The sequence below is a fragment of the Flectobacillus major DSM 103 genome (assembly GCF_000427405.1).
GTDB classification, from domain to species: domain Bacteria; phylum Bacteroidota; class Bacteroidia; order Cytophagales; family Spirosomataceae; genus Flectobacillus; species Flectobacillus major.
On sequence record NZ_KE386491.1, the window covers coordinates 2014154 to 2039183 of the forward strand.

The 25030-nt window shown below is 38.3% G+C and carries 26 protein-coding genes; 11 read left to right on the plus strand and 15 right to left on the minus strand.

The annotated features are described in order from the left end of the window. Positions 1 to 31: 31 nt before the first annotated feature. From FLEMA_RS0110385 to FLEMA_RS0110395, 3 genes are all read right to left on the minus strand, one after another. Positions 32 to 379: a single-stranded DNA-binding protein gene (locus tag FLEMA_RS0110385; RefSeq protein WP_026995416.1), complete on the minus strand. Its 348-nt coding sequence runs from the start codon at positions 377 to 379 to the stop codon at positions 32 to 34. Between the two features lie 334 nt (positions 380 to 713). Next, positions 714 to 1262, minus strand: coding sequence for a DinB family protein (locus FLEMA_RS0110390; RefSeq protein WP_026995417.1), 549 nt, complete (start codon positions 1260 to 1262; stop codon positions 714 to 716). A gap of 118 nt (positions 1263 to 1380) precedes the next feature. After that, positions 1381 to 1965, minus strand: a complete 585-nt coding sequence (locus FLEMA_RS0110395; RefSeq protein ID WP_026995418.1) for a Crp/Fnr family transcriptional regulator — start codon at positions 1963 to 1965, stop codon at positions 1381 to 1383. A gap of 213 nt (positions 1966 to 2178) precedes the next feature. Between FLEMA_RS0110395 and FLEMA_RS0110400 the strand changes: the two genes are divergently transcribed. The 3 genes from FLEMA_RS0110400 to FLEMA_RS0110410 all read left to right on the plus strand — a co-directional run bounded on the left by FLEMA_RS0110400 (position 2179) and on the right by FLEMA_RS0110410 (position 4710). Further along, positions 2179 to 2865, plus strand: coding sequence for a response regulator (locus FLEMA_RS0110400; protein WP_026995419.1), 687 nt, complete (start codon positions 2179 to 2181; stop codon positions 2863 to 2865). Next, complete coding sequence (locus tag FLEMA_RS0110405) at positions 2866 to 4242, plus strand: HAMP domain-containing sensor histidine kinase (RefSeq protein WP_026995420.1); 1377 nt, start codon at positions 2866 to 2868, stop codon at positions 4240 to 4242. A gap of 99 nt (positions 4243 to 4341) precedes the next feature. Further along, a complete protein-coding gene (locus FLEMA_RS0110410; protein WP_144080078.1) occupies positions 4342 to 4710 on the plus strand; it encodes a hypothetical protein in 369 nt (122 codons plus the stop codon). 184 nt (positions 4711 to 4894) lie between these two features. On the opposite strand, the gene FLEMA_RS0110415 is transcribed toward FLEMA_RS0110410, so the two are convergent. From FLEMA_RS0110415 to FLEMA_RS0110430, 4 genes are all read right to left on the minus strand, one after another. Beyond that, positions 4895 to 6031, minus strand: coding sequence for a glycerate kinase (locus tag FLEMA_RS0110415; protein ID WP_026995422.1), 1137 nt, complete (start codon positions 6029 to 6031; stop codon positions 4895 to 4897). A 220-nt stretch (positions 6032 to 6251) separates the two neighbouring features. Next, on the minus strand, positions 6252 to 6416 hold the full coding sequence (locus tag FLEMA_RS77115; protein ID WP_218918532.1) for a hypothetical protein: 165 nt from the start codon (positions 6414 to 6416) through the stop codon (positions 6252 to 6254). A gap of 655 nt (positions 6417 to 7071) precedes the next feature. After that, positions 7072 to 7683: a LysE family translocator gene (locus FLEMA_RS0110425; protein ID WP_026995424.1), complete on the minus strand. Its 612-nt coding sequence runs from the start codon at positions 7681 to 7683 to the stop codon at positions 7072 to 7074. 10 nt (positions 7684 to 7693) lie between these two features. Next, positions 7694 to 8242 (minus strand): NUDIX domain-containing protein, encoded by a 549-nt coding sequence (locus FLEMA_RS0110430; RefSeq protein ID WP_026995425.1) that lies wholly within the window; start codon positions 8240 to 8242, stop codon positions 7694 to 7696. Positions 8243 to 8403: 161 nt separating this feature from the next. Here FLEMA_RS0110430 and FLEMA_RS0110435 point away from each other — a divergent pair, with 161 nt between their 5' ends. Together FLEMA_RS0110435 and FLEMA_RS0110440 are read left to right on the plus strand one after the other, a co-directional pair. Continuing rightward, entirely contained in the window at positions 8404 to 9387 is a 984-nt protein-coding gene (locus FLEMA_RS0110435) for a cation diffusion facilitator family transporter (RefSeq protein ID WP_026995426.1), read from the plus strand. A 49-nt stretch (positions 9388 to 9436) separates the two neighbouring features. Next, positions 9437 to 10213 (plus strand): alpha/beta fold hydrolase, encoded by a 777-nt coding sequence (locus FLEMA_RS0110440; RefSeq protein WP_044171219.1) that lies wholly within the window; start codon positions 9437 to 9439, stop codon positions 10211 to 10213. Positions 10214 to 10323: 110 nt separating this feature from the next. Here FLEMA_RS0110440 and FLEMA_RS0110445 read toward each other — a convergent pair whose 3' ends face one another. The 4 genes from FLEMA_RS0110445 to FLEMA_RS0110460 form a co-directional block, all read right to left on the minus strand. Beyond that, positions 10324 to 11244 (minus strand): SPFH domain-containing protein, encoded by a 921-nt coding sequence (locus FLEMA_RS0110445; RefSeq protein WP_026995428.1) that lies wholly within the window; start codon positions 11242 to 11244, stop codon positions 10324 to 10326. A 107-nt stretch (positions 11245 to 11351) separates the two neighbouring features. Continuing rightward, on the minus strand, positions 11352 to 12053 hold the full coding sequence (locus tag FLEMA_RS0110450; protein WP_044171221.1) for an SDR family NAD(P)-dependent oxidoreductase: 702 nt from the start codon (positions 12051 to 12053) through the stop codon (positions 11352 to 11354). Positions 12054 to 12193: 140 nt separating this feature from the next. Beyond that, positions 12194 to 12892 carry a GTP cyclohydrolase I FolE gene (gene folE / locus FLEMA_RS0110455; protein WP_026995430.1) on the minus strand — a complete coding sequence of 233 codons (699 nt, stop codon included), beginning with the start codon at positions 12890 to 12892 and terminating at the stop codon, positions 12194 to 12196. Then, on the minus strand, positions 12852 to 13271 hold the full coding sequence (locus FLEMA_RS0110460) for a 6-pyruvoyl trahydropterin synthase family protein (RefSeq protein ID WP_026995431.1): 420 nt from the start codon (positions 13269 to 13271) through the stop codon (positions 12852 to 12854). Before FLEMA_RS0110460 ends, folE begins: the two co-directional genes overlap by 41 nt. A 642-nt stretch (positions 13272 to 13913) precedes the next feature. On the opposite strand from FLEMA_RS0110460, the gene FLEMA_RS0110470 reads away from it, so the two are divergent. The 5 genes from FLEMA_RS0110470 (at position 13914) to FLEMA_RS68180 (ending at position 18202) form a co-directional block, all read left to right on the plus strand. Continuing rightward, positions 13914 to 14774 (plus strand): sugar phosphate nucleotidyltransferase, encoded by an 861-nt coding sequence (locus tag FLEMA_RS0110470; RefSeq protein ID WP_044171224.1) that lies wholly within the window; start codon positions 13914 to 13916, stop codon positions 14772 to 14774. A gap of 218 nt (positions 14775 to 14992) precedes the next feature. Beyond that, complete coding sequence (gene ispG, locus FLEMA_RS0110475) at positions 14993 to 17032, plus strand: (E)-4-hydroxy-3-methylbut-2-enyl-diphosphate synthase (protein WP_026995433.1); 2040 nt, start codon at positions 14993 to 14995, stop codon at positions 17030 to 17032. 29 nt (positions 17033 to 17061) lie between these two features. Beyond that, the gene (locus FLEMA_RS0110480) at positions 17062 to 17250 is read left to right on the plus strand and encodes a DUF6728 family protein (protein ID WP_026995434.1); all 189 of its coding nucleotides are present in this window, start codon (positions 17062 to 17064) and stop codon (positions 17248 to 17250) included. A gap of 28 nt (positions 17251 to 17278) precedes the next feature. Further along, a complete protein-coding gene (locus FLEMA_RS0110485) occupies positions 17279 to 17632 on the plus strand; it encodes an MmcQ/YjbR family DNA-binding protein (protein WP_026995435.1) in 354 nt (117 codons plus the stop codon). 24 nt (positions 17633 to 17656) lie between these two features. Next, entirely contained in the window at positions 17657 to 18202 is a 546-nt protein-coding gene (locus tag FLEMA_RS68180; RefSeq protein ID WP_044171226.1) for a tetratricopeptide repeat protein, read from the plus strand. A gap of 149 nt (positions 18203 to 18351) precedes the next feature. On the opposite strand, the gene FLEMA_RS0110495 is transcribed toward FLEMA_RS68180, so the two are convergent. From FLEMA_RS0110495 to FLEMA_RS0110510, 4 genes are read right to left on the minus strand one after another with little or no spacing between them, the layout of a single operon-like run. Continuing rightward, complete coding sequence (locus tag FLEMA_RS0110495; RefSeq protein WP_026995436.1) at positions 18352 to 19734, minus strand: APC family permease; 1383 nt, start codon at positions 19732 to 19734, stop codon at positions 18352 to 18354. Positions 19735 to 19738: 4 nt separating this feature from the next. Then, positions 19739 to 20806 carry a mandelate racemase/muconate lactonizing enzyme family protein gene (locus FLEMA_RS0110500; protein ID WP_026995437.1) on the minus strand — a complete coding sequence of 356 codons (1068 nt, stop codon included), beginning with the start codon at positions 20804 to 20806 and terminating at the stop codon, positions 19739 to 19741. Beyond that, positions 20803 to 21852: an N-acetyltransferase DgcN family protein gene (locus tag FLEMA_RS0110505; RefSeq protein ID WP_026995438.1), complete on the minus strand. Its 1050-nt coding sequence runs from the start codon at positions 21850 to 21852 to the stop codon at positions 20803 to 20805. The genes FLEMA_RS0110500 and FLEMA_RS0110505 overlap by 4 nt, the downstream gene beginning before the upstream one ends. 34 nt (positions 21853 to 21886) lie before the next feature. Next, positions 21887 to 24430, minus strand: coding sequence for a serine hydrolase (locus tag FLEMA_RS0110510; RefSeq protein ID WP_026995439.1), 2544 nt, complete (start codon positions 24428 to 24430; stop codon positions 21887 to 21889). Positions 24431 to 24577: 147 nt separating this feature from the next. Here FLEMA_RS0110510 and FLEMA_RS0110515 point away from each other — a divergent pair, with 147 nt between their 5' ends. Continuing rightward, positions 24578 to 25030 (plus strand): Lrp/AsnC family transcriptional regulator, encoded by a 453-nt coding sequence (locus FLEMA_RS0110515; RefSeq protein WP_026995440.1) that lies wholly within the window; start codon positions 24578 to 24580, stop codon positions 25028 to 25030.

A 25030-nucleotide genomic window follows, 5' to 3' on the forward strand; every position in this document is an offset into this window, starting at 1 on the left:
ATAGACGCAATAAAATCAAGTAATAAAGCCCTTAATGGGCTTCGTTACTTACTTTATCAAGCATCAAAAAACTCTCAGCAATTATTTCTGTAAAATAGCGTTTCTGTCCGTCTTTGTCTTGGTAAGTTCTGGTTTTGAGCTTACCCTCCAAATAAACTAAACTGCCTTTTTGTAGATACTTTTCGGCTAGCTCTGCCAAGCCTCGCCATAAAACAACGTTGTGCCAGTCGGTAATATGTTGGTTTTGTCCGTTAGAATCTTTAAAGGACTCTGAGGTGGCAATAGAGCATTTGGCAACTTTTATATTGCCTTCAAGTATTTGTATTTCGGGGTCTTTACCTATATTCCCGATTAGTGTAACTTTATTTAGTCCTTTCATTTGCGTTATTGGTCTGTGTAGACTTTGAAGATAATCATTATTTTAAGAAAATAAAAAAATACTAGACAATTAAGAAATCTCGCTCCTTGATTTTCGAAGTACCGAATGATAGATCTTGTATTTGAGTTTTTTAAAAAGTAAGCTTTTATTGTTCTGAATAAAAGATACACTATAGTATATATACGTTAACACAACAGGGTTTGACCTGTATTGGTCAAACCCTGTTATTATATCGTCAAGCATCTAGTTTTACTCCAATGTCATATTGACTCAAAGCACCTAGGAGTACTTTTTTTGATGAATGGAGGATTTATTATTTCCCTAGTTACTTTCATTATTTCAAGTTCCGATTAGCCTGTTGGATATGTCGTTCGTTGTGAATAATCAAAAAATGTAAAGCATCGCCTAAGTTCAATTTCAGAAATTTGGCGATTGAAATTGGGATTTTGATTTTTCCGAGGTCTTTGTGTTGGGCTTTGCGTACTATCAGTAGCAGGCGTTCTTGTTGATTAATAAATTCGGATACCACCTTTGGGGCATCCAAAGCTTGTGGAGGAATATGTCCTTTCTGGGCTTTAAATTTCTTCTTGCCTGTAGCAGGGTTCATCGACCGAATGGCCAAATTACCCAATAACGAACTTGTAAAGGTTGGCACCGAGCTATCCTGATGCTCGGCAATACCTTTTTCAAACAATGGCAAATAATACACACCATAAGAATTCAGGTGGTCGAGGCACTGGGCTATGCTCCAACCGCCACTAGATGAAGGTTGAAGTAGTATTTCTTCCGACAAATTCTGAAAGGTTTGAATAGCTTCTTGCAAATGACGCTCTATATAGTTTTCTAATTGCGACAACAATTCTGTTTTATTGATAGCTTCCATATTTTGAGTAATATTATTTGAAACGAGTTTTGGGCTGCTACAAAGTTGGGCTATCTATTCTTAAAAAATATTGGTATTTACCAACATTAAATCTACCATAAACTGTTAGTAGCCTTTGCTATATTTTGATACTATTCAATAATTTGCTGAAATTACTGGCATCTATTCCGATATAGTTGGCCAAGTATTTATGAGGAACAATCTGTAAAATATGAGGACTACGCTTTAACAATTGTCGAAATTTTTCTTCCGAAGAAAAACATTGCAATTCTACTAATCTTTCCAAAATTCCTGAAAAAGCTCCAGTAAGACCTTTTCTTAATAAAATCTCGATATCGGGGTAGGTATTGATGAGTAATTCTATTTGCGAAAAACTAGCTCGTAACAATATTGAGGGCGTTAGGGTTTCGTAATAGTATCGCGATGGCTGTTGGCTCATCATTGAGTCGAGGACTCCGCCAAAATTAGAAGAATACGTAAACAACAAGGTGGCCTCACGCTGTTGTTCATCCAGATAATACATTCGTTGTAACCCCTCCACAACAAAATACAGGTGTTTTTCGACCTCCCCCGCTACAGTCAATAGCTGTTTTCTTTTGGCAGAATAGGGCTTAAATGTGGCAAAAAAAGCCTCAAAAGTTGGCTCATCTAAGGGGTAAATAGCCTGTATGGTTTGGTATAACAATTGCTTTTCTGGAAACATAAATAATAAAAATCATGCGTTTAGGACAACTCGTCTAGCAGTCGATAACAACGTTGGGGCATCTACCCAACAAACAAATATATACGATTAGAGGTATTTGACAAATCTATCGAAATAATAATTGAGTCTAGCAAAATTTAATTTCGTTCTAATCTCAATCCGTTCAATAAAGTAATCTAGCTTGTATATATTTGTTGTTTAACCTAAAAGAAAATGGAAAAGAAGAGAATTTTGATTGTCGAGGATGAACAAAAAGTAGCCAATTTTATCAAAAAAGGCCTTGAAACTCAGGCTTTTGAGGCCGATATTGCCAACGACGGACAAACGGGAGTTGATTTGTTTTCAAAAGAAAAATTTGATTTGGTTATTCTTGACTTAAATCTTCCAGATATGAGTGGCTTGGATGTCTGCTCAAAAATACGTACCCAAAATACCCAAGTACCTGTTTTGATGCTAACAGCCTTGGGGGGTATGGCCGACAAACTTTCGGGCTTTGAGGTTGGTACAGACGATTATATGGTAAAGCCTTTTGATTTTATGGAGCTATTGGTACGTATCAAGGCTCTTTTAAAACGTGCTGCCCCTACCGAAGAACTCAACGAAACACTCAAAGTGGCCGACCTAGAACTGGATTTAGCCCAAAAACTGGCTTTTAGAGACGGAAAGGTTATTGAACTTACCGCCAAGGAATACAGCCTATTGGAGTACCTCATGCGCAATAGGGGGCGTGTTATCTCGAAAGTAGATATTGCCGAAAATGTCTGGGATATTAATTTCGACACAGGCACCAACTTTATAGAGGTATATATCAATTATTTAAGAAATAAAATCGATAAGGGTTTTCATACCAAATTGATTCATACAGTTGTAGGCATGGGCTATGTTTTAAAGGCTAAATAAATGACAATCAGAACCAAACTTACTGTATTATTTACGAGCATTGTATTTACATTGCTCTTGCTTTTTTGTACTTTTTTGTACCTAGAAGAAGAATATCATCGCAAAGAGGTTTTTCATAATCGCCTCAAACAGGAGGGTTTAACTTCGGCCGAAGCCTTGTTTGGCACTGAAAAAATTAGCCCTAAGTTGTTGAAGCTTTTAGACAAAAACCAGATGACGGTATTGGACAAAGAGGAAATTGTTATTTTCAGCCTCAATCATCAAATTATTTATGAAAGTGGCTCTGATTTTGTCGATATTTCGCCCGATAAAATTACGGCTGTTCAGAAAAACAAGGAGCTATATTGGCGAATGGATAACCGTGAAATCGTTGGTTTTTTGTATGATAAAGGCAAAGAACCGCTCTTGGTTTTTTCGTCGGCTATTGATAAATATGGTTTTAGCAAACAGCAAAATCTAGCGTTGATGCTTATTTCGGGCTGTTTTATTACCTTGCTGGTAGTATTGCTTGCGGGTTGGTTTTTTGCAGGAAGAGCCTTAAAGCCTATTACCAATATTATCAAACAAATAGATAATATCAATGCCTCTCAAATGGATTTGCGAGTAAGTGAGGGCAATCGCACCGACGAAATTGCTCAGCTAGCTCAACGATTCAACCAAATGTTGGAAAGATTACAAAAGGCTTTTAGGATTCAAAAGTCATTTGTGGCACATGCTTCTCACGAACTACGTACGCCTCTTACGGCCATTACAGGACAGATTCAGGTATCGCTACTTGCCAACGATTCGCCCGAAGAATTAAAACAAATGATTCAGTCGGTTTTGGAAGATGTTCAGCAACTCAATAAGTTGGCCAATGGTCTGCTAGATATTGCGAGCATGGATACCAACCAAACACCTCTGAAATACACTTTAGTAAATATTACTGAGCTGGTGTGGCAAGTACGGATGGAGCTACTTGAGAAAAAACCACAGTACCAAATCCTCGTAATGCTTGAGCAAGAACGAGACTTTATGCCTGAGGTATATGCTCACGAACCTTTGCTATATACGGCATTGATAAATCTTATTGAAAATGGGGCAAAGTTTTCATCCAATCATACGGTTTCGGTAAAAATAGCCTGTGAGCCGTCGGCTATTAAGCTGTTGATCCATAATGAAGGCAAACCGATTCCTCCCAACGAAATCCAAGAAATATTTGACCCTTTCAAAAGAGGCTCGAATGCCCGAAATACAGCTGGGCATGGCGTTGGGCTTTCGTTGACCAAGCGTATCGTCGACCTTCATAAGGGCGATTTAACCGTAGTATCGTCAGAAAAAGAAGGTACTTTATTTACTTTATCGCTTAGTAATAAGCCTATTTTACCCAAAAACTAAAATCTAATGTTGTTCTAAGGTGAGTCTGAAGTTGTCCTAATGTTGAGGTTGCATCTTTGTATTGTAAACAAAACGAAACAACCATAAAACAATCATATCATGAAAACTTTAGCATCAGTATTCGGACTTATTCTTTTCGCTCAAACAATCACAATGGCACAACACGCTTGGTCTGGCGACCCAGGATACAATGCCAATAACTATAAACACCCAAACAAAGCGGCTGTTGCTAGCAAAAGCGAAAAGTCGCCTCAATCTTCTTCAGCGCTGGCTTTGATGGGCAAATCTAACAGAGATTACAAAAAAGTTAATGATTCGGCTATTGAAAAACAAATCAGACTTGATTACAACAAAACACAAGCTGAAATTACTCAAGTACGAAATCATAAAATGCCATATACGCCATTTCAGAGTTCGGTAGCCGACAAAGAGTTGGCGATAAAATCGGACACTGGCGATAAAAACTAATTATTGTTTAGAAGGTTTAAAGGCTTGTCGATGCTTTACAAAAGTATTTCGACAAGTCTTTTTTGTTTCTTCAAAACAACCTGTCTGAAAAAGACATAAAATAGCTGAGTTGATAAGAATAACTTTGCGATGTATTCAAATACCTGACTATCAAACAATACATTTTATTCATTAAGCTTATTTATCATTTGTGAAAGTACCTCAACCATTTTCCTAAACTTTGGCCTTTATTATACAACAAAGCGGCTGTAGAAGCTAGTGCCTCGGACAATAATACAGGTTTATCTAAAATAGAAGTAGCATAAATTACCGATGGCAACTGTATAATAGTATCCAAATCTTGGAGTGTTCCAGCTACCAAAATCATAGGCTTTTGCCAATATTGAGCTTTTTGCCACACCACCGAAAGAACTTTCCCTTGCCAAGATTGCGAGTCGATACGTCCTTCACCCGTAATAATCAAATCTGTTTGCTGAATCGCTTCGTCGAGCTGTAGGGTGTCAAAAATCCAAGTAGCTGCCGAACAAATCTGAGCATTCAAAAAGCAAATAGCCCCTGCTCCTATTCCTCCTCCAGCCCCACTACCTTCTATATCCTGAACATCCTTATAAAAAGTATTGGCCATTAGCTTGGCCACCGAAGCCAAACCTTGGTCGAGCAATGCTACAGCACTTGGGTCTGCCCCTTTTTGTGGAGCATATACGTATGCGGCTCCATTAATACCATACAAAGGGTTTTTTACATCGGTTGCCACCCAAAAATCAACAGACTGCAAATTCGGATGCACCGATGCAGTGCCTACAGATGTTATTTCGACCAAATTTTGTCCTTTAGGAATTATACTTTGCCCATTTTTACCATAAAAAGTATATCCCAAAGCCAAGGCCATTCCAAGGCCTACATCATTGGTAGCACTGCCGCCAGCAGTTAGTACGATTTTTTTAGCTCCTTTGCCCAAAGCATCAGCAATTAATTCGCCTGTACCAAAGGTTGTTGTTTGTAAACAGTCTCTTTCGTCTACTTTTAGGAGTTCTAACCCAGAAGCTCGTGCCATTTCTACAATAGCCAATTGCTGAGATGCTACCCACAAGTACGATGCCTCAATAGCTCGCATAAGTGGGTCATGACACCGAACCGTTACCCATTCGCCCCCCAATACATCGGCCAAAATTGCTAGTGTACCTTCGCCACCATCGGCCAAAGGGAACACACGACAATGAGCTTCTGGAAAGGTAGACTCAATGCCTGAAGCAAGCGAATCACATACCTCAAACGCAGGAAGAGCGTCTTTAAACGAGTCGGTAGCAATTAGTATATTCATAAGATTATCAACACTTTATGGATAGTCAACAACATTCTAACAAACTGTTTTTTCAAAGTACAAACGGCTGGAAAAGGCTGTTTTTGTAGAGAAAAACAAACTTATTATCAATACAAAATACTTGGTAAAATGGTTAGTATTTTTAGACTAAAGCTTCATCGAAGCACAGAAACAAAAGCAGTTCCGCTAGTATTAATCAATACCGTGTTAATCATTTTATTTATTTTTGAGGTTCGCTCATTTCGTCGGTATCAGCATAGTTGAACTCTAGTTTACTTTGAGTTATTATCTCACCTAAAATATTTTTGAAATACCCCAATTTTATACTGTCGGTAAAGCGTTCGTTAAGCGTAGGAATATTTATTACTTCTTCTATACAGCTCATGTACCTGTCAACAATTGCTGTAACCAAATAAGTCTTACTTGCATTTTCTTTAATCTTGGTTAAAAGTCTATCCGTTGGCACATCTAACTTAATAACAAAGGTGATGGGAAACTTTTGAATTTTGTCAATGTCTAGAAAGTATTTTTTGAAGTCTAATGTTTCTGTTACCTGAAAAAAACGCCCCAATGGCCGCATTACAAAATCAATTCCACCATCATTGGCATTTGTTCTTCCTGTTTTGAAAAGTTGTAGGTTTTCTTTTTTTAACTTATCAGCTTGATAACCCCAGTAAATATGCTGGTCGTGATAGTAATATTTGAGAATAGCATAGCTGACGATTTCAAAAATTCTTGCATCTACATTAGGAGCAAGTAAATTATAGATAAACGCTATTACTTTTTCTGGTTTTGATTTTTCAATTTCCTGAAGTTCCTTAAGAGTTTTGATAAAACGCTGAAAAGCGTCTTGTTTTGTCTTGATGTATTCGTCTATAATTTCAACAATTACATTTGCTAAGTTGTATTTAGCCTAGCTTTGGGCATAGGATTTGGGTAAAATGAATGAAATATACTTAAAAACATCTAATTAATCTGACATCAAAATACTAAATTATTTTTACAGTCATTTGTACAGTTCAGTAAACACCCCCTCCTTTTTACGCAAACTGCTTATACAAAATCAGTAATGCCGAAATAATAAATACCATTCCTGCTAACTGATTAATACGCCGAATTACTTTTTCGGTTAATACTTTTTTCATTTTATTGGCATAAAAAGAAATCAATGATTCGGCTAGCATTGTGGCAACTAGGCTAAACGAGAAAAAAACAACGATTTCGTTAAGACTAAACTGCTGAGCTCCTTTTAGGTAGGTAGATGTACCAAAAACAGCAATATAATTGGATGGGTTTAATAAATTTAACAATAATCCCGAAGTGAAGTAATATAAAAAAGTACCAAACTTGGTTTGGGGATACACCAACTGTGTTTGTTGCTTGAAGAGGCTAATACAGCCCAAAGCTATCAAAAGTGTAGATCCACCGATAGACAAATATTCGTCAAAATGCTCAATTTGAGGTAATAGAGCTGTTCCAAAAACAGCAAAAAACATCAAAATAGCATCTGCTACAGTTACACCCAAGGCTATCAAAACACCACTTTTGTAGCCATTATCAATACTTGTTTGTACTAATCTAAAAAATGCTGGCCCAAATGTAAAACATAAGATAAAGCCATATAAAAAACCAAATACTATCGCAGAAATCATAATCTCCTTTTTAAATACCTTTCAATCGGGCTACTTTGAGTAACGCCGCAATACTTAATGAATCTGTAATTTCAGCATTCATTACCATTTCTACCGCTTGCGATAGGCTTACTTTTTTGATTACTAATATTTCGGTATCGTCTGGCTCTGATTCGCCAAAACTAAGTTGCTCGGCCATATACATATAGCCAACTTCGTCAGTTACCGAATTGGAGGTATGAATCCGTCCTAGCTCTGTCCAGCTACGGGCTTCAATACCTGTTTCTTCCTTGAGTTCTCTTTTGGCCGAATCTAAGCTATCTTCGTTCATAGGGCCACCTCCCATAGGAATTTCCCACGAATATTCTTCCAAAGGATAACGATATTGGCCTACTAGCCAAGTATTATTATGCTCGTCGAGGGGTACTATGGCTATTGCCTTATTTTTGAAGTGTGCAACGCCATAAATACCGGGGTCGCCATTGGGTTTTATTACTTCTTCGTGCCTAACAGTTACCCACGGATTATCATAAACTTGGGTTGAGGCTATTTTCTGCCAAGGATTTTTGTGTGTTGTCATACCACAAAGGTAGACGAAGAACTTGACAATTGAAAAACTCTTATTAAGGTTATTGAGAACTAATATGTGAAATTATACGTATTTGTAAAATAACAAACATACATCACTTTTGTCGGTGACATCCGTGTGTTTTGCCGTACCTTTGTGAAAATTTCCACTACATGAATACCAAATATAAAATCATATTATCATCGTTTGTTATTAGTACGTTTTTGATGATTATCAAATTTATGGCCTACTATATGACCTATTCTAGTGCCATTTTAACCGATGCCCTCGAATCTATCATCAATGTTGTAGCTAGTGGATTTGCGTTTTATGCCATTTATCTGGCGTCTCAGCCCAAAGATATGAATCACCCTTATGGTCATGGCAAAATAGAGTTTTTTTCGGCGGGTCTTGAAGGTGTCCTTATTGTTTTAGCTAGTATCTTTATCATATTTCATTCAGTTCAAAACTTCTTCAATCCTCAACCTCTTAGCGACTTAAAACTTGGTTTGGGTATTATTATTTTGGGTGCTGTGGTCAATTGGTTTTTGGGGCATTATATTGAAAAAGAAGGTATTAAGTTTCAATCGCCAACGCTTATTGCCGATGGCAAACACCTCAAACTTGATGCTCAAAGTGGTATTATTCTTATTATTGCCGTAGCTATAGTGGTTGTTAGCAAATCGGCATGGATAGATGGTGTTGCCTCGGTTAGTTTTGCTATATTTATGGGCTGGAGTGGTGTCAAGATTATTCGTAAGTCTATTGGTGGACTCATGGACGAAACCGACCAAGAAACGCTCGGAAAAGTAGTGGAGATTTTGAAAAATCATAAAAAAGAAGAATGGATAGACATTCATAACCTCCGTATTCAGCATTATGGTGCCGATTTGCATATCGATTGCCATATTACACTGCCCAAATATTACAATCTCGAAAAAGTACATGCCAATGTACATGAGTTTGAGGAAATTCTTGGAAAAGAATTTGAAGGAAATGTAGAGATTTTCATTCATGCCGACCCGTGTTTGCCTGAATGTTGCCATTATTGTAAGGTACACGACTGCCCTATGCGTTCGTTCCCAACCCTCAAAACTATTGAATGGAATCATGTTAATCTATCACTCAATCAAAAGCATTTTATTGAAAGCATCTAAATTCCTGATTGTGCTTGTGGTATTCATTCCGATTATATTGATTGGGTGTATGCAAAATTTTAAGATGAGCCCCAAAGAGGTAGAGCTATATTATCTAGTTCACCCACCCAAGCCTTTGTTTCAATATTTTACTAGTCAACACAAAACTATCCATTATGCTTGCTCGGCCAATAATTCACATAGGATTCTCTTACTGATTCATGGGGCACCTGGGGCATGGTTTGGTTATAAAGAATACATTTCTGACCCTGTTTTGTTAAAGTATTTTAAAATTATTGTTCCCGATAGGCTGGGGTATCATAAGTCTGACCCCCAAACCAGTAGTATTGACCAGCAAGCCAAGGCACTAAAAAGCTTACTGGCACAGTTTCCTACTGCCGAAATCACGGTATTGGGGCGTTCTTACGGAGCACCTATAGCAGCAAGATTGGCAATGAATTACCCCAACTTGATAAAGCACCTGATTTTGGTAGCTCCTGCTTGTGCTCCAGCTTTAGAAAAATTCTGGTGGTTTTCTAAGCCTGTTAATACGGGTTTGGTACGCTTTTTTTTACCTAGGTTTATTAATACTGCTAGCGACGAAAAGTTTCGCCATCAGCAAGAACTCAAAGAGATAGAACCAGATTGGGGCAAAATAACTTGTTCTGTAACAATTCTTCAGGGTGGAAAAGATTGGATTATCGATACAAAAAATGGAAAATATGTAGATTCAGCACTTACAAACGCCCCTAAGAAGTTTATTTATTTACCCGAAAATAGCCATTTATTGACTTATGAAAGAAAAGAATTGATGGAGGAATTGATTTTGGAAACCTTACAAAGATAATACTATTGCTTTTATGGTTGTAAAACATTACAGATGTTCAAACCACGTCAAAGTTCCAAGAGCCTTATCTGAACGATAAGGCTCTTGGGATATAAAGGATAAATACTGTATTATTTCATTTCTTTCATTTGCTGAATACCCATAAGCTGTTTCATTGTTTTTTCCATACCTTCTGTTGAACCATCCAAAAAAATCACATTGCCTTGCCCTTGTTCAGCAAAGTGCTTAACGGCCTCTGTCCACATCGAAAACAAAATCAAAGAAGCATCCAACTGGTTGTCTTTCATCACCTTAGCCGACTCGGCCATACCTTTTGCTACCTCCTCACGGAACAACGCAACCCCTTGTCCACGCAACTGAGCGGCTACTTTTTCGGCCTCTGCTGCAATTCTAATCGCATTGCCGTCGGCTTCAGCACCTTTGGTTTTGGTAATTAGCAAAGCCTGTCCTTCGTTTTCGGCAGCAGCTTTAAGGTTATTGGACGCTACAATCTGAGCCATAGAACGCATAATAGCCTCGTCAAAAGCAATATCATTCAATTGTAAATCTATCAAATGATAGCCCCACGTTTCGAGGGTATTATCGATATGTTCTTTTACCTGTACTACAATTTCGCTTCTTAGACCCAATACTTCAGCCTGTTTTTTGGTAGCTACCAAAGCCCTGATCGTGCCTTCGATTGTTCTAATAAGGGCTTGCATAAAAGAACGCTCATCCATAAATTTGAAAGCTACATTCTTGATAGTTTCCTCTTCTTGATTCATTACAGCATATACCAGCATAGCCTTAAAATTAACATTAGCTTGGTCGGCTGTAATGGCCTGAAACTCTAGTTCTATCGACCTACTTTGGATAGAAATTCGCCTAAAAATAAACTCAACGAAAGGGATTTTAAAATTTAAACCAGGGGTCATAACTCTTTGATATTTACCAAAAACTGTTACAACTGCCACTGTTCCCTGATTAACAATCACCAATGACAAAGCACCAGTAATAAGCAACAACAAAACAATAATTACTAAAAAAGCCATAGTTATAGAAGTTAAAATTACAAAAACAGCATCAAGGGTTGTTCCCTGATGCTACTCCAATGATACTAAAAATTACTAAACTATACTATCACTTTATATAATAAATTCTACACTCCCTTAATACTTCCCATGCCGCCATCTACCCCTATTACTTGGCCAGTAATCCATGAAGAAGCATCACTTATTAAAAAAGTACTAATTTCGGCAATGTCTGCTGGCAAACCAACACGCCCTAATGGATGACGTTTGTTTGATGCCTCTTTTTTCTCTGGAGTCGACAATAAGTTTTGTGCTAAAGGGGTGTCTGTCAACGATGGGGCAATACAATTTACTCTAATCTTGGCAGGCGACAATTCGGCAGCCAACGAAATCGTTAGCCCTTCTAAAGCCCCTTTTGAAGCAGCCACCGAAGCATGAAAACCCATACCAATTTTGGCTGCAACTGTGCTATATAATACAATAGATGCCCCTTCGGCTTTTTTGAGCCTAGGCAATACTGCCTGAATTACCGACACAGCTCCGACAACATTGATTTGAAAATCTTGTCGGAAATCATCCAAAGTAAGTCGATTGATGGGCTTTAAATTAATCGTACCTGGACAGTACACTACACCCGCTAATGCCACAGGCAAATTAGCAAAAACGTTGGCATCTGGATTGGTGGCATCCCAAGTAAGGTGTTCGACACCTTCTATATTCGGATTATTTCTGGAGGCAGAAATAACAGAATAGCCTTTTTCTAATAAATTTTGGGCAATCGCATACCCTATTCCTGAGCTTGCTCCTACTACTAAAATATTTTTTGACATATCATTACTATCATTTTCAATATAGACTTTTTTCTTTATCTTAAAATTTTTGTGTATTTTTTATTAAAAAACATTAAACAAAAAAGCATCTAAGGTATAAACCCTAGATGCTCATAAATGTTTTATTTTTGATAGCTTCTTTAAGAAATATACTTCAAAAATTCGCTGCGTACAGCTTCATCTTGGAATTTGCCACCATAAAAACTTGTCACAGTAGAAGAAGTTTCATCTTTTACCCCACGCGATGCTACACAAAGGTGTTTGGCATCAATCAACACTGCTACATTTTCGGTACCTAGCACTTGTTGTAATTCGCGAGCAATCTGCATAGTCAAACGCTCTTGTACCTGAGGGCGTTTGGCAAAATACTGTACAATTCTATTAAGTTTTGACAACCCAACTACTTTACCTTCGGCAATATAAGCTACATGAGCTCTACCAAAAATTGGCACAAAGTGGTGTTCACAATTAGAATAGAATGAAATGTTTTTTTCGACCAACATTTCGTTGTACTGATACTTGTTGTCAAAAAGAGCCACCGAAGGTTTATTTTTAGGGTCTAAACCACTAAAAATCTCTTTCACATACATTTTAGCCACTCTTTTAGGCGTTCCTTTCAAAGAATCGTCGGTCAAATCTAGCCCAAGGGTTTCCATGATTTGCTTGAAATGATATTCAATCTGAGCCATTTTTTCATCATCCGACATCTCAAAAGCATCCGCTTTCAAAGGAGTTTCCACAGACGTACTAAAATGTTCATCACCAATTTCTTCGTCTGAAAGCAATAATTTATCGTTATCAACCAATAGGGTATTCAACAAAGTTTCGTTCTGTTTCATATAATCTAATTTTAATGTCCAAGTTGGGGTTTAGCTTGTTTCGAAGCAAATCATAAATTACAATAGCAATATTTTCGGCAGAAGGGTTCAAATCTTTAAATTCCTCCGTATCCAAATTTAGGTTTCGGTGGTCAAATCTATCGAGAACCTCTGTTTTGATTAAATCACTCAAAATTTTCATATCAATTACATAACCTGTATCGGGGTCAAGCTCTCCTATCACCTGTACAATCAATTCATAGTTATGCCCATGATAATTGGGGTTGTTACATTTACCATACACACGCTCGTTTCGCTCGTCCGACCAATTCGGATTGTGAAGGCGATGTGCGGCATTAAAATGTTCTTTCCTGAACACAGCCACTCGCTTTGTACTCATTTTATCAATTGGGTTGTTGAAAAATAGATTCTAAAGACGGTTGTTTTGGCCAGCTTCTTGAATGTCTTTCCATTCAATTCCTAAAATAAGGCTGGACTAATGCAATCCGTGTGTGAAACAAACTGTAAATAATCGGGGATTTAGTCTCAAAGTTTAAAAGTCGTCTGAAAGGTTGTCAGCAACACTCTTAAACTAAATCGGCGAGTCGTTATTTCAATTATACTAACTATGTTGGGGTTAAAAAGGTTTTGATTTTGTTTAATTTTTAATTCAAAACAATAAACAAAATAACATTAGCTAGCTTAATCTCAATATTTTCTTTAATCATCTAATTGGTACAACAAATACATTTTTTAATACGTTCAAAAGCTTCCAAAAAACATTGGGGGCATGTTGGCTACGCAAAGATAATAACTCTCATTATCAATTGTTTACTCTGCCAAACAAAAAGCATATTGGGTGGTGTTACTTTTGATTTTTCTTTTTCTTGAAAAAGAATCTTCATCTTACATAGTTTTTATTGTACTTTAGTCAAAAAATAAAAACTATTCCTAAATTTGCGGTAATATATTACTTCAAAAAATTGGACAACGAAAACCACAGGGTTTTCAGAAATGCTACCATTCATCGTACTTTATTTATATGGCGAAATTATTAATTATGGCGGGCGGGATGTCTTCTCGCATGAAGAAAACAGACGGCATTGCCAACCTTGACGAAAAACTGGTTGAACAGGCAAACACCTTACCTAAAGGAATGATTGGCGTAGGCAAAGATGGTCGGCCATTTATGGATTATTTGCTTTACAATGCTCATCGTGCAGGATACAACGAAGTTTTGATTCTTAAAAACCCTAAAGATACCGTTACTCAACCCTATTATGATAAATTAGTAGCCGATAACAAAGCGTGGGGATTTACCTTCAAATTTGCCACACAACTTATCGCTCCCGACCGTGAAAAGCCCGCTGGCACTGCCGATGCCATTCAACAGGCTTTAGAGCAAACACCCGAATGGAAAGGCCAACGCTTTACGGTTTGTAACTCAGACAACCTTTATTCGGTAGATGTTCTTTCGTTGTTGAAAGATGCCGCAATTCCGAATGCTGTGGTATCTTACAATGCCGATGCTTTGGGTGTTGAGCCTGAACGTGTAAAAGCTTTTGCTATTATCAAAACTGATGCAGAAGGCTTTTTGCAGGAAATTTTAGAAAAACCCAACGACGAACAAATTGCCGAGGCGAAGCGTATTGCAGGACAAATTGGGGTAAATATGAACGTATTCCATTTTAAGTACGATGATATTTTGAAATATGTTCAATCTGAACCCTTCAATCCTATTCGCAACGAACGTGAGCTACCAAGTGCTGTTACTCGTATGGCCAAAGAAAACCCAAGAACCGTAACCACTGTACCTGTAGCCGAATCTGTTCCTGACTTAACATCGAAAGGTGATATTTCTACCGTACAAAAATACCTTATCGACGAATTTGGAGATTTCTAAGAGAATATCTCCTCTTTTTGTAACCATCTTACCCCGACTCTAGTTATAGAATCAGTCGGGGTATTTTATTGTCAATCTATTTATATCCCCTAAATTTGCGGAAGCAAAAACTCATTTTTAACCTGTCCTTCAAAAATGTCATCGCTAAAAGGATTATACCCAATAGTTAAAAAAGAGTGAATTATCTTTCATATAAAACGATTCGTATCCAGCATATCATGTCGAATAACTCTCAAATAGTGAACCTCATTGAAAAAGGCACACAATACTGTGACTCCCTTACGGCTTATTCACGACGTAAAACCGTTCAAGTTAATATAGGCGATTTATGGATGGGCTCAGACTTCCCTATTCGTGTACAGTCGATGACCACCGTAGATACCATGGATACAATTGGGTCGGTTGAACAAACTATCAGAATGATTGAGTCGGGCTGCGAATTGGTTCGTATCACTGCTCCATCTGTAAAAGAAGCCCAAAACCTTGACAATATCAGAAAAGAACTCCGCAAACGAGGATATAATGTTCCCTTGGCAGCCGATATTCACTTTACGCCTAATGCAGCCGAATTGGCAGCTCGTTTGGTCGAAAAAGTAAGAATTAATCCAGGTAATTATGCCGATAAAAAAAGATTTGAATCAATTGATTATACCGAGGCATCGTACCAAGCTGAATTAGACCGTATCAGAGATAAGTTTTTGCCCCTTATCAAAATCTGTAAGGAATACGGAACGGCAATGCGTATTGGTACTAATCACGGTTCGTTGAGCGACCGTATTTTGAGCCGCTATGGCGATACCCCACTAGGAATGGTCGAGTCGGCCTTGGAGTTTTTACGCATCTGCGAAGACGAAAATTACTTCAATATTGTACTATCTATGAAGGCTTCCAATACTCAAGTTATGGTAGAAGCCTACCGCTTACTCTGTAAAAAGCTCAACGAAGAAGGACTCAAACCATACCCTCTTCACTTGGGTGTTACCGAAGCTGGTGAAGGCGAAGACGGCCGTATCAAATCGGCAGTAGGAATTGGTACACTATTGGAAGATGGCCTTGGCGATACCGTGCGTGTGTCGCTTACAGAAGACCCCGAGTTTGAAGCTCCAGTAGCCAAAAGTTTGATCGACCGCTATACTCAACGAGCTGAAAAATCGGCTACCATCTCGGCTTGGACTTCCCCCCAAGGTGCGGCTTTTGATTCGCCAATCAACCCCTTCCAACATAGCCGAAGAAGTACTAAAGAGGTACATGTTTTTGGAGGACACAACGTGCCGAGAGTGATTGCTGACTACTCGCAAATCAAGATTGAACAGCCAGAAGATTTAAAGGCTATTGGGCATTTTTACTTACCCGCTACTGACAAGTGGGCAATGAACGATTTAGGTGCAGATTTTATATATACGAAAAATTCACCTGCACCTTTCATGTTGCCTATGGGACTCAAAGAAATTGTTGACTACAAAACTTGGTCAGATTTAAAAAGCCCCGAAAATATTTTTCCGAAGCTCAATGCTGAAGATTTTTTAACAGAAAATAAAAAGCATAAGTCTTTGAATTTCATTGAAGTTAAAGCTAGTAACCTCAACGACAACTTAATAAATGCCCTAAAAGCCGACAACACCGCTGTGGTACTCTTACAAACAGATAACGACCACGCAATGCCCGAATTTAGAAGGTTTTTCTTTGAATTATTGAGTCGAGAATGCAAAGTACCAGTCATTATTTTAAGGCAATACAACGATATTCCGAGTAGTGATTTCCAGCTATTTTCGGCTACCGATATAGGTGGTTTATTGGTCGATGGCTTTGGCGATGGAGTATTACTAAAGTTGCCGATTTTGTCCCAAAAATCAGAACTTATTGAACGTATCAAAGGTTATAACGCTACAGCTTTTGGTATTCTTCAAGCAGCTCGTACACGCATGAGCAAAACCGAGTATATTTCATGCCCTTCGTGTGGAAGAACCCTTTTTGACCTACAAGAAACCACTGCATTAATCCGCAAAAGAACCGACCATTTGAAGGGTGTAAAAATCGGGATTATGGGTTGTATCGTAAATGGCCCTGGCGAAATGGCCGATGCTGATTATGGCTATGTGGGTATTGGAAAGGACAAAATTGCCTTGTATCGAGGACAAACCGTTGTGAAAAAATCGGTTCATGCCGACAATGCCGTAGATGCCCTTATCGAAATAATCAAGGAAGATGGCGTTTGGTTTGAGCCAGAGGTTTCTGAACTATTAGAAGAAAGTTTGTAGATTAACAAAACCAGATAAATTATACTAATATGAGCCGTATCAAAGACCAATTTAATATCGGAGAAGCCTTTAGTTATTTTCTAAGAGTATTCTCAAAACCAGACCCCAATAAGCCTACGAGCTTCAATCTAAAAACCATGCACTTCATCAACAAAATCTCTATTTTGATGTTCTTGGTTTGTATTATTGTTATGATTTACAGAGCTTTTACACGATAGCCGTTCATGCAATTTATCAATAAAAGATATGGATATTGAAGCATTTCGGTTATATTGTCTAGCTAAAAAAGGCGTTACAGAAGAACTACCTTTTGGCCCCGACACCTTGGTTTTTAAGGTAATGGGCAAAATATTTGCTCTGACAGGCTTAGATGAGGAAACATTTAAGGTAAACCTCAAATGTGACCCCGAACGAGCGATTTCGCTCCGAGAAGAACATAGCTTTATTGTGGCTGGCTACCACATGAACAAAAAATACTGGAATACCGTGAATTTTGAACGAGCCTCCTCGGTATTAGCACAAAACCTTATCGACCATTCGTATCAATTGGTAGTGGATGGCCTAACAAAAAAACTAAAAGCTGAGTTAGCAACCCTATAATCAACCCAATAGGCACAGAATAATATGGAATGGTTAGTTTTGTTTTTCTTTTTACCCTTTGTACTTACTTTGATGTTTTTTAACTGGCTTGAAGAAAAGTTTATCAGTTTCAAAAACAAAGAAAAACTGGAGGAAGGTGAAGCTATGCTTCATGAGAAAAAGTACGCTCAGGCGAAGGCTTTTTTTTCGGAAAAACTCAAACGTTTTCCCAAGTCGGCCAAAGCGTATTTGCTTCGTACAAAAGCCAACCTCTTTTTGGAAAATTACTATTCGGCTCTCTATGATATTGAGCAGTCGATTAGCTTTGACAATACTGTTGCCGAAGCGTATGTGCTAAAGGGAAAAATCTTGTATAAATTAGACGAATTTGACAAAGCTTTTTTAGAGTTTGACAAAGCAGATTGGCACTACAGAAGCGAAAACCCTATTGCTCTGAGATGGCGTGGTATGGCAAGGTTTCAAATCGGACAAACCGATAATGCTATCGAAGATTTTAGGCGTGCCGTAGAACTTGGCGATGAAGATGCTGAATACATTTTAAGAACTCAGTTTGAATACATCAAAAGGTAACGCTTAATACTTTATAGTATATTGAATGAGTAGGCGGAAAGGTTCGCCTACTCATTCAATATAGCAACTCAAAAGCCTATTTTAGTAATTCTCTATCCGTTTAGCCTTATTTGTATCCCTCTTCAGTATTACTTCTTATCTGTGATTTTTTACTTTTTTTGCTCCCAAAACCAATAAAAAGGAACTCCTGTAGCAATAAGTCCTAAACCCAATAGTGCCTCATAAGGCTGACTGACAATCGTAATCGCCAATAACGAAACACAAAAAAGTACAAAAAAAGCTGGAATATACGGATACCCCACAACTTTGTATTTTCTTTCTATTTCGGGGCTTTTGATTCGCAATATAATAACCCCCAAAGCTGTACTTCCATAAAAAATAAAGGACGAAAAGACCAACATATCTGTAAGCTGATCGAAACTCCCCGACCAAATAAGCATAATCGACCAAATTCCTTGAATCAAGATAGCCATATCGGGGGTCTGATACACAGGATGAACAGAAGCAGCTTTCCTAAAAAAAAGGTTGTCGCGCCCCATAGCATAAAATAATCTAGCCGACATCAGAATTGTACTGCTGGTAGCATTGAGGGTTGTTAACACAATCAAACAGGCAATAAATAACATACCTCCATTACCCCATAGCTTATTGGCTACTTCTACGGCTGCAATTTTGTTGGGTTGCTCGTTGAGTTGAATAAAGAAATCAATTGGTAGAATATAAGCAAAAACGGTATTTAATAGTACATAAATCAAAATCACCAAGCCTGTGCCTACACCCAAAGCTACGGGTAAGTTTTTCTGAGGATTTTTGATTTCTTCGCCGATGTATCCAATATGATTCCAGCCTTCATAACCCCAAAACGCCCCCAAACTTGCCAAGGCCATTGCTTTGACAATCGACCATCCTGCCAGTTTTTTGGTTGAAAATGTGGTACTTTTTTGCGTAAGATTATCCCAATTGCCTGCTGTCGAAAAAAAACCATATACAATAAAAATAGCTACTGCCACAAACATTATATAGGTGAGCCATGTACTTAGTTGTTCGGCTACCGACAAGCCTCTAAAGTTTAGGTAGCTAAGTATTACAATCAACAAAGAGGCCAAAAGTTTGATAGAAAAGTTTTCGAGAAGGTCTTTTCCCAATACCCAAAAATGAATACCAACATCGGGCAAAGGGATAAGGCTACTAAACGATTGGGCAAAAATATAAGCAAGAGCAGCAATAGAGGCTGTTTTTACAACTGTGAAATTGCCCCAACCATATAAAAAGGCAAAAAAACGCCCATATATTTTTTGGAAATAATTGTATTCTCCTCCCGAATCTGGATACATACTGGCCATTTCGGCCGTCGACAAAGCCCCTGCCAAACTAATCAGTCCTGCCAAAACCCAACATAAAATAATAAGTAAAGGCGAGCCAAGCTCGCTGGCCATTGGTGCTATCTTCTTGAATACCCCCGAGCCAACAATTACACTAACTACCAGAATAATAGCCGCCCGAAGCCCAATTTGGGGAGTGAGTTTTGTCATATTTTCATATTAGGTCAAAGCCAAAACCTGCTTTATGATTAATTTTCATTAAACCATTGTGAAGACTAAAGCCTCCTGTTACCAAATCTTCGGCTAAGTCAAAGCTACCATCCAAATCAATATACCGTGTATTTGCACAGCTATAGGCAACATGCAAGGCTGCCGTTATACTTACAATACTTTCGTCGTTACAACCCCAAAATAGCTCAATATTGGCATTTTTGGCAATAGTGGCTATTTCTAATGCTCCCAAAATACCTCCGCATTTCATCAGCTTGATATTATAAATACCGAATGGGCGGGGTTCTTGGCTAAATGCCAAGGCATATTGAGCATTTTTCATCGATTCATCGCCCACTAACATGGTTCGCTCGGCCAAGCTAAGTGCTAATAATTCTGCTTCCTTACCCACCAGCAATGGCTGTTCTATTAGCTCAATATCAAGTTTTTCTATGGCTTTCAAAAATAGTTTGAGTTCATCCAATGAATACCCTTGATTGGCATCCACCCTGATTTTCAAGGTATTCCGATACAATTCGTCTAACTTATAAATACGCTCTATATCTTCGTCTAAATTATTTCCTGTTTTTACTTTCAAAACCTTGAACCCAAGTTGTTCAAAATTGTGGGCTTCTTCAAGAGTATCGGCTACATTCATGATACCAATGGTCACCGATGTAGGAAGGGCTTCTATTTTTTGTCCATAAAAATCAACCACCGATATACCCAAAAACTTAGCAAAAGCATCGTGCAGGGCAATATCAACGGCGGCCTGTGTGCCGGGCAACCAAGCAAAATGCTGATGCACCTCAAAAATAATTTGCTGAAAATGCCGAATATCTCGTCCTACCAAATTATTGACAAAATCAGATTGTAGGTTCAAGAAAGTTTGGGACGAGGTTTCGCCTACAACCTCCTCGGCAGGGCTAGCCGAACCTATCCCCACGATACCATTGGCGAGGGTTATTTCTAAAAAAACCAACTCTACATCCGAGAAAGTATTGTAGGCAATGGTATAGGGCTTTGTAAGAGGGAGTTTTTTCAAATACGTTCTGACAGCCGATATCTTCATGATTTCAACGATTTTAGGATAGGAATAATACGCTCTACCCCCTCCTGAATTGGCAATAATACGGGTATTTGTAGGTTTTCTTCAAAGTGTTTTTGATATGCTAGATATTCCTCTTGGGTGCAGCCTTCGGTATTGAGGGCCAAAGCTATTACTTTCGAGCCTAGCTTTTCTATCAATTCTATTTCGGACACTACAGAAGGTATTTCGCCCCAATGTGGGTCGTTATCAAAATACTGGCGTTTTGGAGCGTGTACTAGCACTACGTGCCGAGCTTTACCCGAAATCAGAAATTCAAACCCACATGGCCCACTCGGATTACGTAAAGAGGATTGCCCCTCTAATAGAATAAAATGAGGATGTGTTTCTTTCCAACAACTCACAATAGCATTTTCTAATTCGCCCGAGACGAAATCATTGAGGGTAGAATCGAAAATAAAACCGTATTTACCACCTTGCAACCAACCTGTCTGTCCTGTATAAATCATTTGGGCATTTAGGTTTTGAGCCTCGCAGGCTTGTCTTATCAATCTTGCTGTAGTACGTTTGCCCAATGCACAATCCATTCCCATTACAGCAATAATAGGTACATCCACTTGCATAATTTCGCCTGTCCAAAAATGTAAATCTTTTCTGCTCTTGGGTTTTCGAATATCAATGAGTTCTACGCCATATTGCTGGGCTAGTTGCGATAATGCTGTTTTTTCGGAAAGATATTCATGCAAACCATTTACCACTGATATTTTGTGAACAATTGCCTCTTCGACAATCGCTAACATATCGGCTGGCAAAACCCCTCCGACTGTAGCTACACCAATAATAAGATAATTAATTTCAGACAATTGTGAAATTGCCAAACTCAATGAGCCAAAAATAGGAATATCACGATTTTTACCATCCAATACTTCACCTGCATCTTTGCCTTCATTAGCAGGAATGTCTATGACTCCTACTATATCGTACCGCTCAGTTCCTCTAATAAGCCCATGGGCTGTTTTGGCATCGTTGGTCACCAATAATCCATTTGTTAATACTACCGCTTTTTTCATACGCTATTACTTTGATAAGAAACTTTACTTGTTTCTATTTTCTTTTAATCAATCTTCCTGAATAAATCCCCGTTGGCTTTTGGGCCTGATATACTACTTCACCATTTACCCAAACCATTTCTATGCCCGAAGAAAGAGCCTTTCCGTTTTTAATATCGGCATTGTCAATTACTGTATCTGGATTAAAAAGTACTAAATCGGCAAAATTACCGCTGGCAATAATACCTCTGTCGTTGATTCCCAAATGCTCGGCCGAAAGTCCTGTCATTTTGTATATAGCAGTTTCTAGTGGCATTATTTGTTGTTCTCGAACATATCTGCCTAATACTCGGGTAAAAGTACCATGCCCACGAGGATGCCCACTCGACGCACCGTCGGAACAAATGTTGGTATGTGGCCAAGCCAAAAAGTTAGCAACATCGTTATCGTCCATCGACTTCCCCATAATTGCTTCTATTCCTTCATTGAAATTGGGATTTTTCTCTTCAAAATCGGCTGCTATTGCAATAAGATTCATGAGGGTTTGGGAAGGTTTTTCATTACGTAATTGGGCTATTTCCGAAACTGTTTTACCCGCATAGCTTTTGTTGGGAGCAAATCGCACCAATACCGATTTCTCGGGATCAAACAACTGATTCACAGCAAATTCGGCACTTATAGGATTGGTATAATCTCGATTAGGAAATAGTACTCGCAAGGTCGAATTCCAAAAATTATAAGGATAGCAGTCGGCTGTAATATCAACACCTTCGGCCCGAGCCTTTTGGAGTTGAGCCAATAACTGAGAAGACTTTCCCCACTGGTCTTTTTTAGCAATTTTGATATGCGAAATCTGAACAGGAATATGAGTTTGCCTACCGATTTCTATAATTTCGTCTACTGCTTCTTCCAAATGAATATCTTCACTACGAATATGACTCATGTATCGGCCACCAAATTGAGCTGTTATTTTGGCCAATGCTAAAACCTCTTCACGGTTAGAAAAAAAAGCTGATTCGTATTCTAAACCTGTATTCAAGCCCAACGACCCTTTTTCTAGCTCTTGTTGCAATAGCTTTTTCATTTGCTCTAATTCACTAGGCTTGGCTGTTCTGAAAAGACTTCTAGCCCCCAATACCTGTGTCCTAATGGTAGAATGCCCTGTAAAGGAGGCTATATTTACAGCAACGGGGGTTTTCTTGATAAAATTCTGAAGGGTATCCATTGAATAGCTTCCTCCGTCTTGTCCAATAACAATGGTAGTAACGCCCTGACTTACCGATGGAATAGCCTCTGGTGTTTTTTCTAATCCTCCAAAATGATGACTATGCGAGTCTATAAACCCTGGCGATAATACCAAGCCTTTTCCATCTATGACTTTTTCGTTGGGCAATGCCTGCAACTCGCCAATTTCCCATATCCTATCGTTCTTTAACCGAACAGATGCCCTACGAGCCACCGAGCCTGTACCATCGACAAGTTTTACTTGTGTAATCAATTGTGTTTGAGGAAGTTTTACTTTTTGCCCCGACAAGATATTATTTGTCATCGACAAAACCGTTGCACTGGTAGAGCTACTCAATACTATTACAGTAGTTTTCTGAGCAAGATTTCGTTCTATGCTATTTCTAAAACCTACCCAACTACCCGTATGCGATACAATTTTGCCATTATCCTTGATAGCCCAACCGAAGCCATAAGGGTACTTCGTGCCATCTTTTAGCTGAACTGGCTCAAAAGCCTCTTGAATAGTAGCCTGACTCACCAATTTATTGGTGTATAAAGCTTGTTCCCATTTTAGTAAATCATCGGCAGAAGCATAAACGTTGCCATCGCCCACTACTCCATCTAGCCTCATAAGGTCATTGAGCTGGTTTATGCCATTTTGCCTTTCAAAACCATAAACCCGCTGGCTGTTACTAGCCAACGGGCTTTTCATGTTAAGGTAAAAAATAAAGGTATTGGTCAGGAATAGTGGTTGGGTAATATTTCTTTTGAAAAAATCCTCGATAGGCATTCCACCTACTTTTTCAATAATTGAAGCCAACAAAACATAGCCTGTGTTGCAGTACTCCCATATTAATCCTACCTCAAAATTGAGAGCAGGATTAATATCCGTAAGGAGCTGGAGCAGTTTGTCGTTGTTGAGTGTATCTAATGTGTTATTATGACGCATAGCCAAATCAAAATACTCTGGTAATCCCGATGTATGAGTTAGCAAATGCCTAATCGTAATAGCTTCATACGGGAAGCTTGGCAAATATTTTTGTACTTTGTCGTCGTATTGCAGTTGTTTTCGCTCTTTGAGCTGCATTATCATCATGGCAATAAATTGCTTTGATACAGAAGCCAGATTGAATGACGAGCTACTCGATAAAGGTTGTTGTGTACGAATATCACTGATGCCAAAAGCTTTTTTGTAGAGCGTTTTACCGTTTTGGGCTACCAGTACAACACCATTAAAAAGAGCTTTTTCATGTAAAATTGTCAAAGCTGAGTCTAGGGTTTTGAGTCTTGACGGAGTAGGCTGTGCAAAAGATACTTCCGTTAGAAGGCAAAGGCCAATACAAGCATATATTATTCTCCAAATCGTTTTCATAGATTATACTTTTATGCTGAATTTATACCATAAATATATATTTCATTCTGAATAAGTTTATTTTTTCCTAATAAAAATATTACTTTTAAAAATATTTAAGCATAATTTGCTTTTAATAATAAAAAAGATAGACTCATTCAGAAAAATATGCTGGACAAAACCGATAGCCAAATTCTTAACTTACTACAACATAATGCCAAACTAACCATCAAAGAATTGGCAGAGGCATTACATCTGACTACTTCGCCCGTTTTTGAGCGAATCAAACGACTTGAAAAAGAGGGGGTTATTTCTGGATACGTAGCCTTGGTAAATGCTGAAAAGGCTGGACGAGGGCAAATTGTGTTTTGTAACGTATCGATGCCGATTTATACTACCGAAAACATTGATACTTTCGAGCATCTGGTAAAAGAGATGCCACAGGTATTAGAGTGCTATCATTTGGCTGGCATGGTCGACTACCAGCTAAAGGTATATGTAAAAGACATTAAGGAATACGACAACTTCCTAAAACAACTTGCTGAAATACAGATTGTTAAAGTACATAGCAGCACTGTAGTTTTGCACGATGTAAAGTACTCTACTGTCATTCCTACTTAA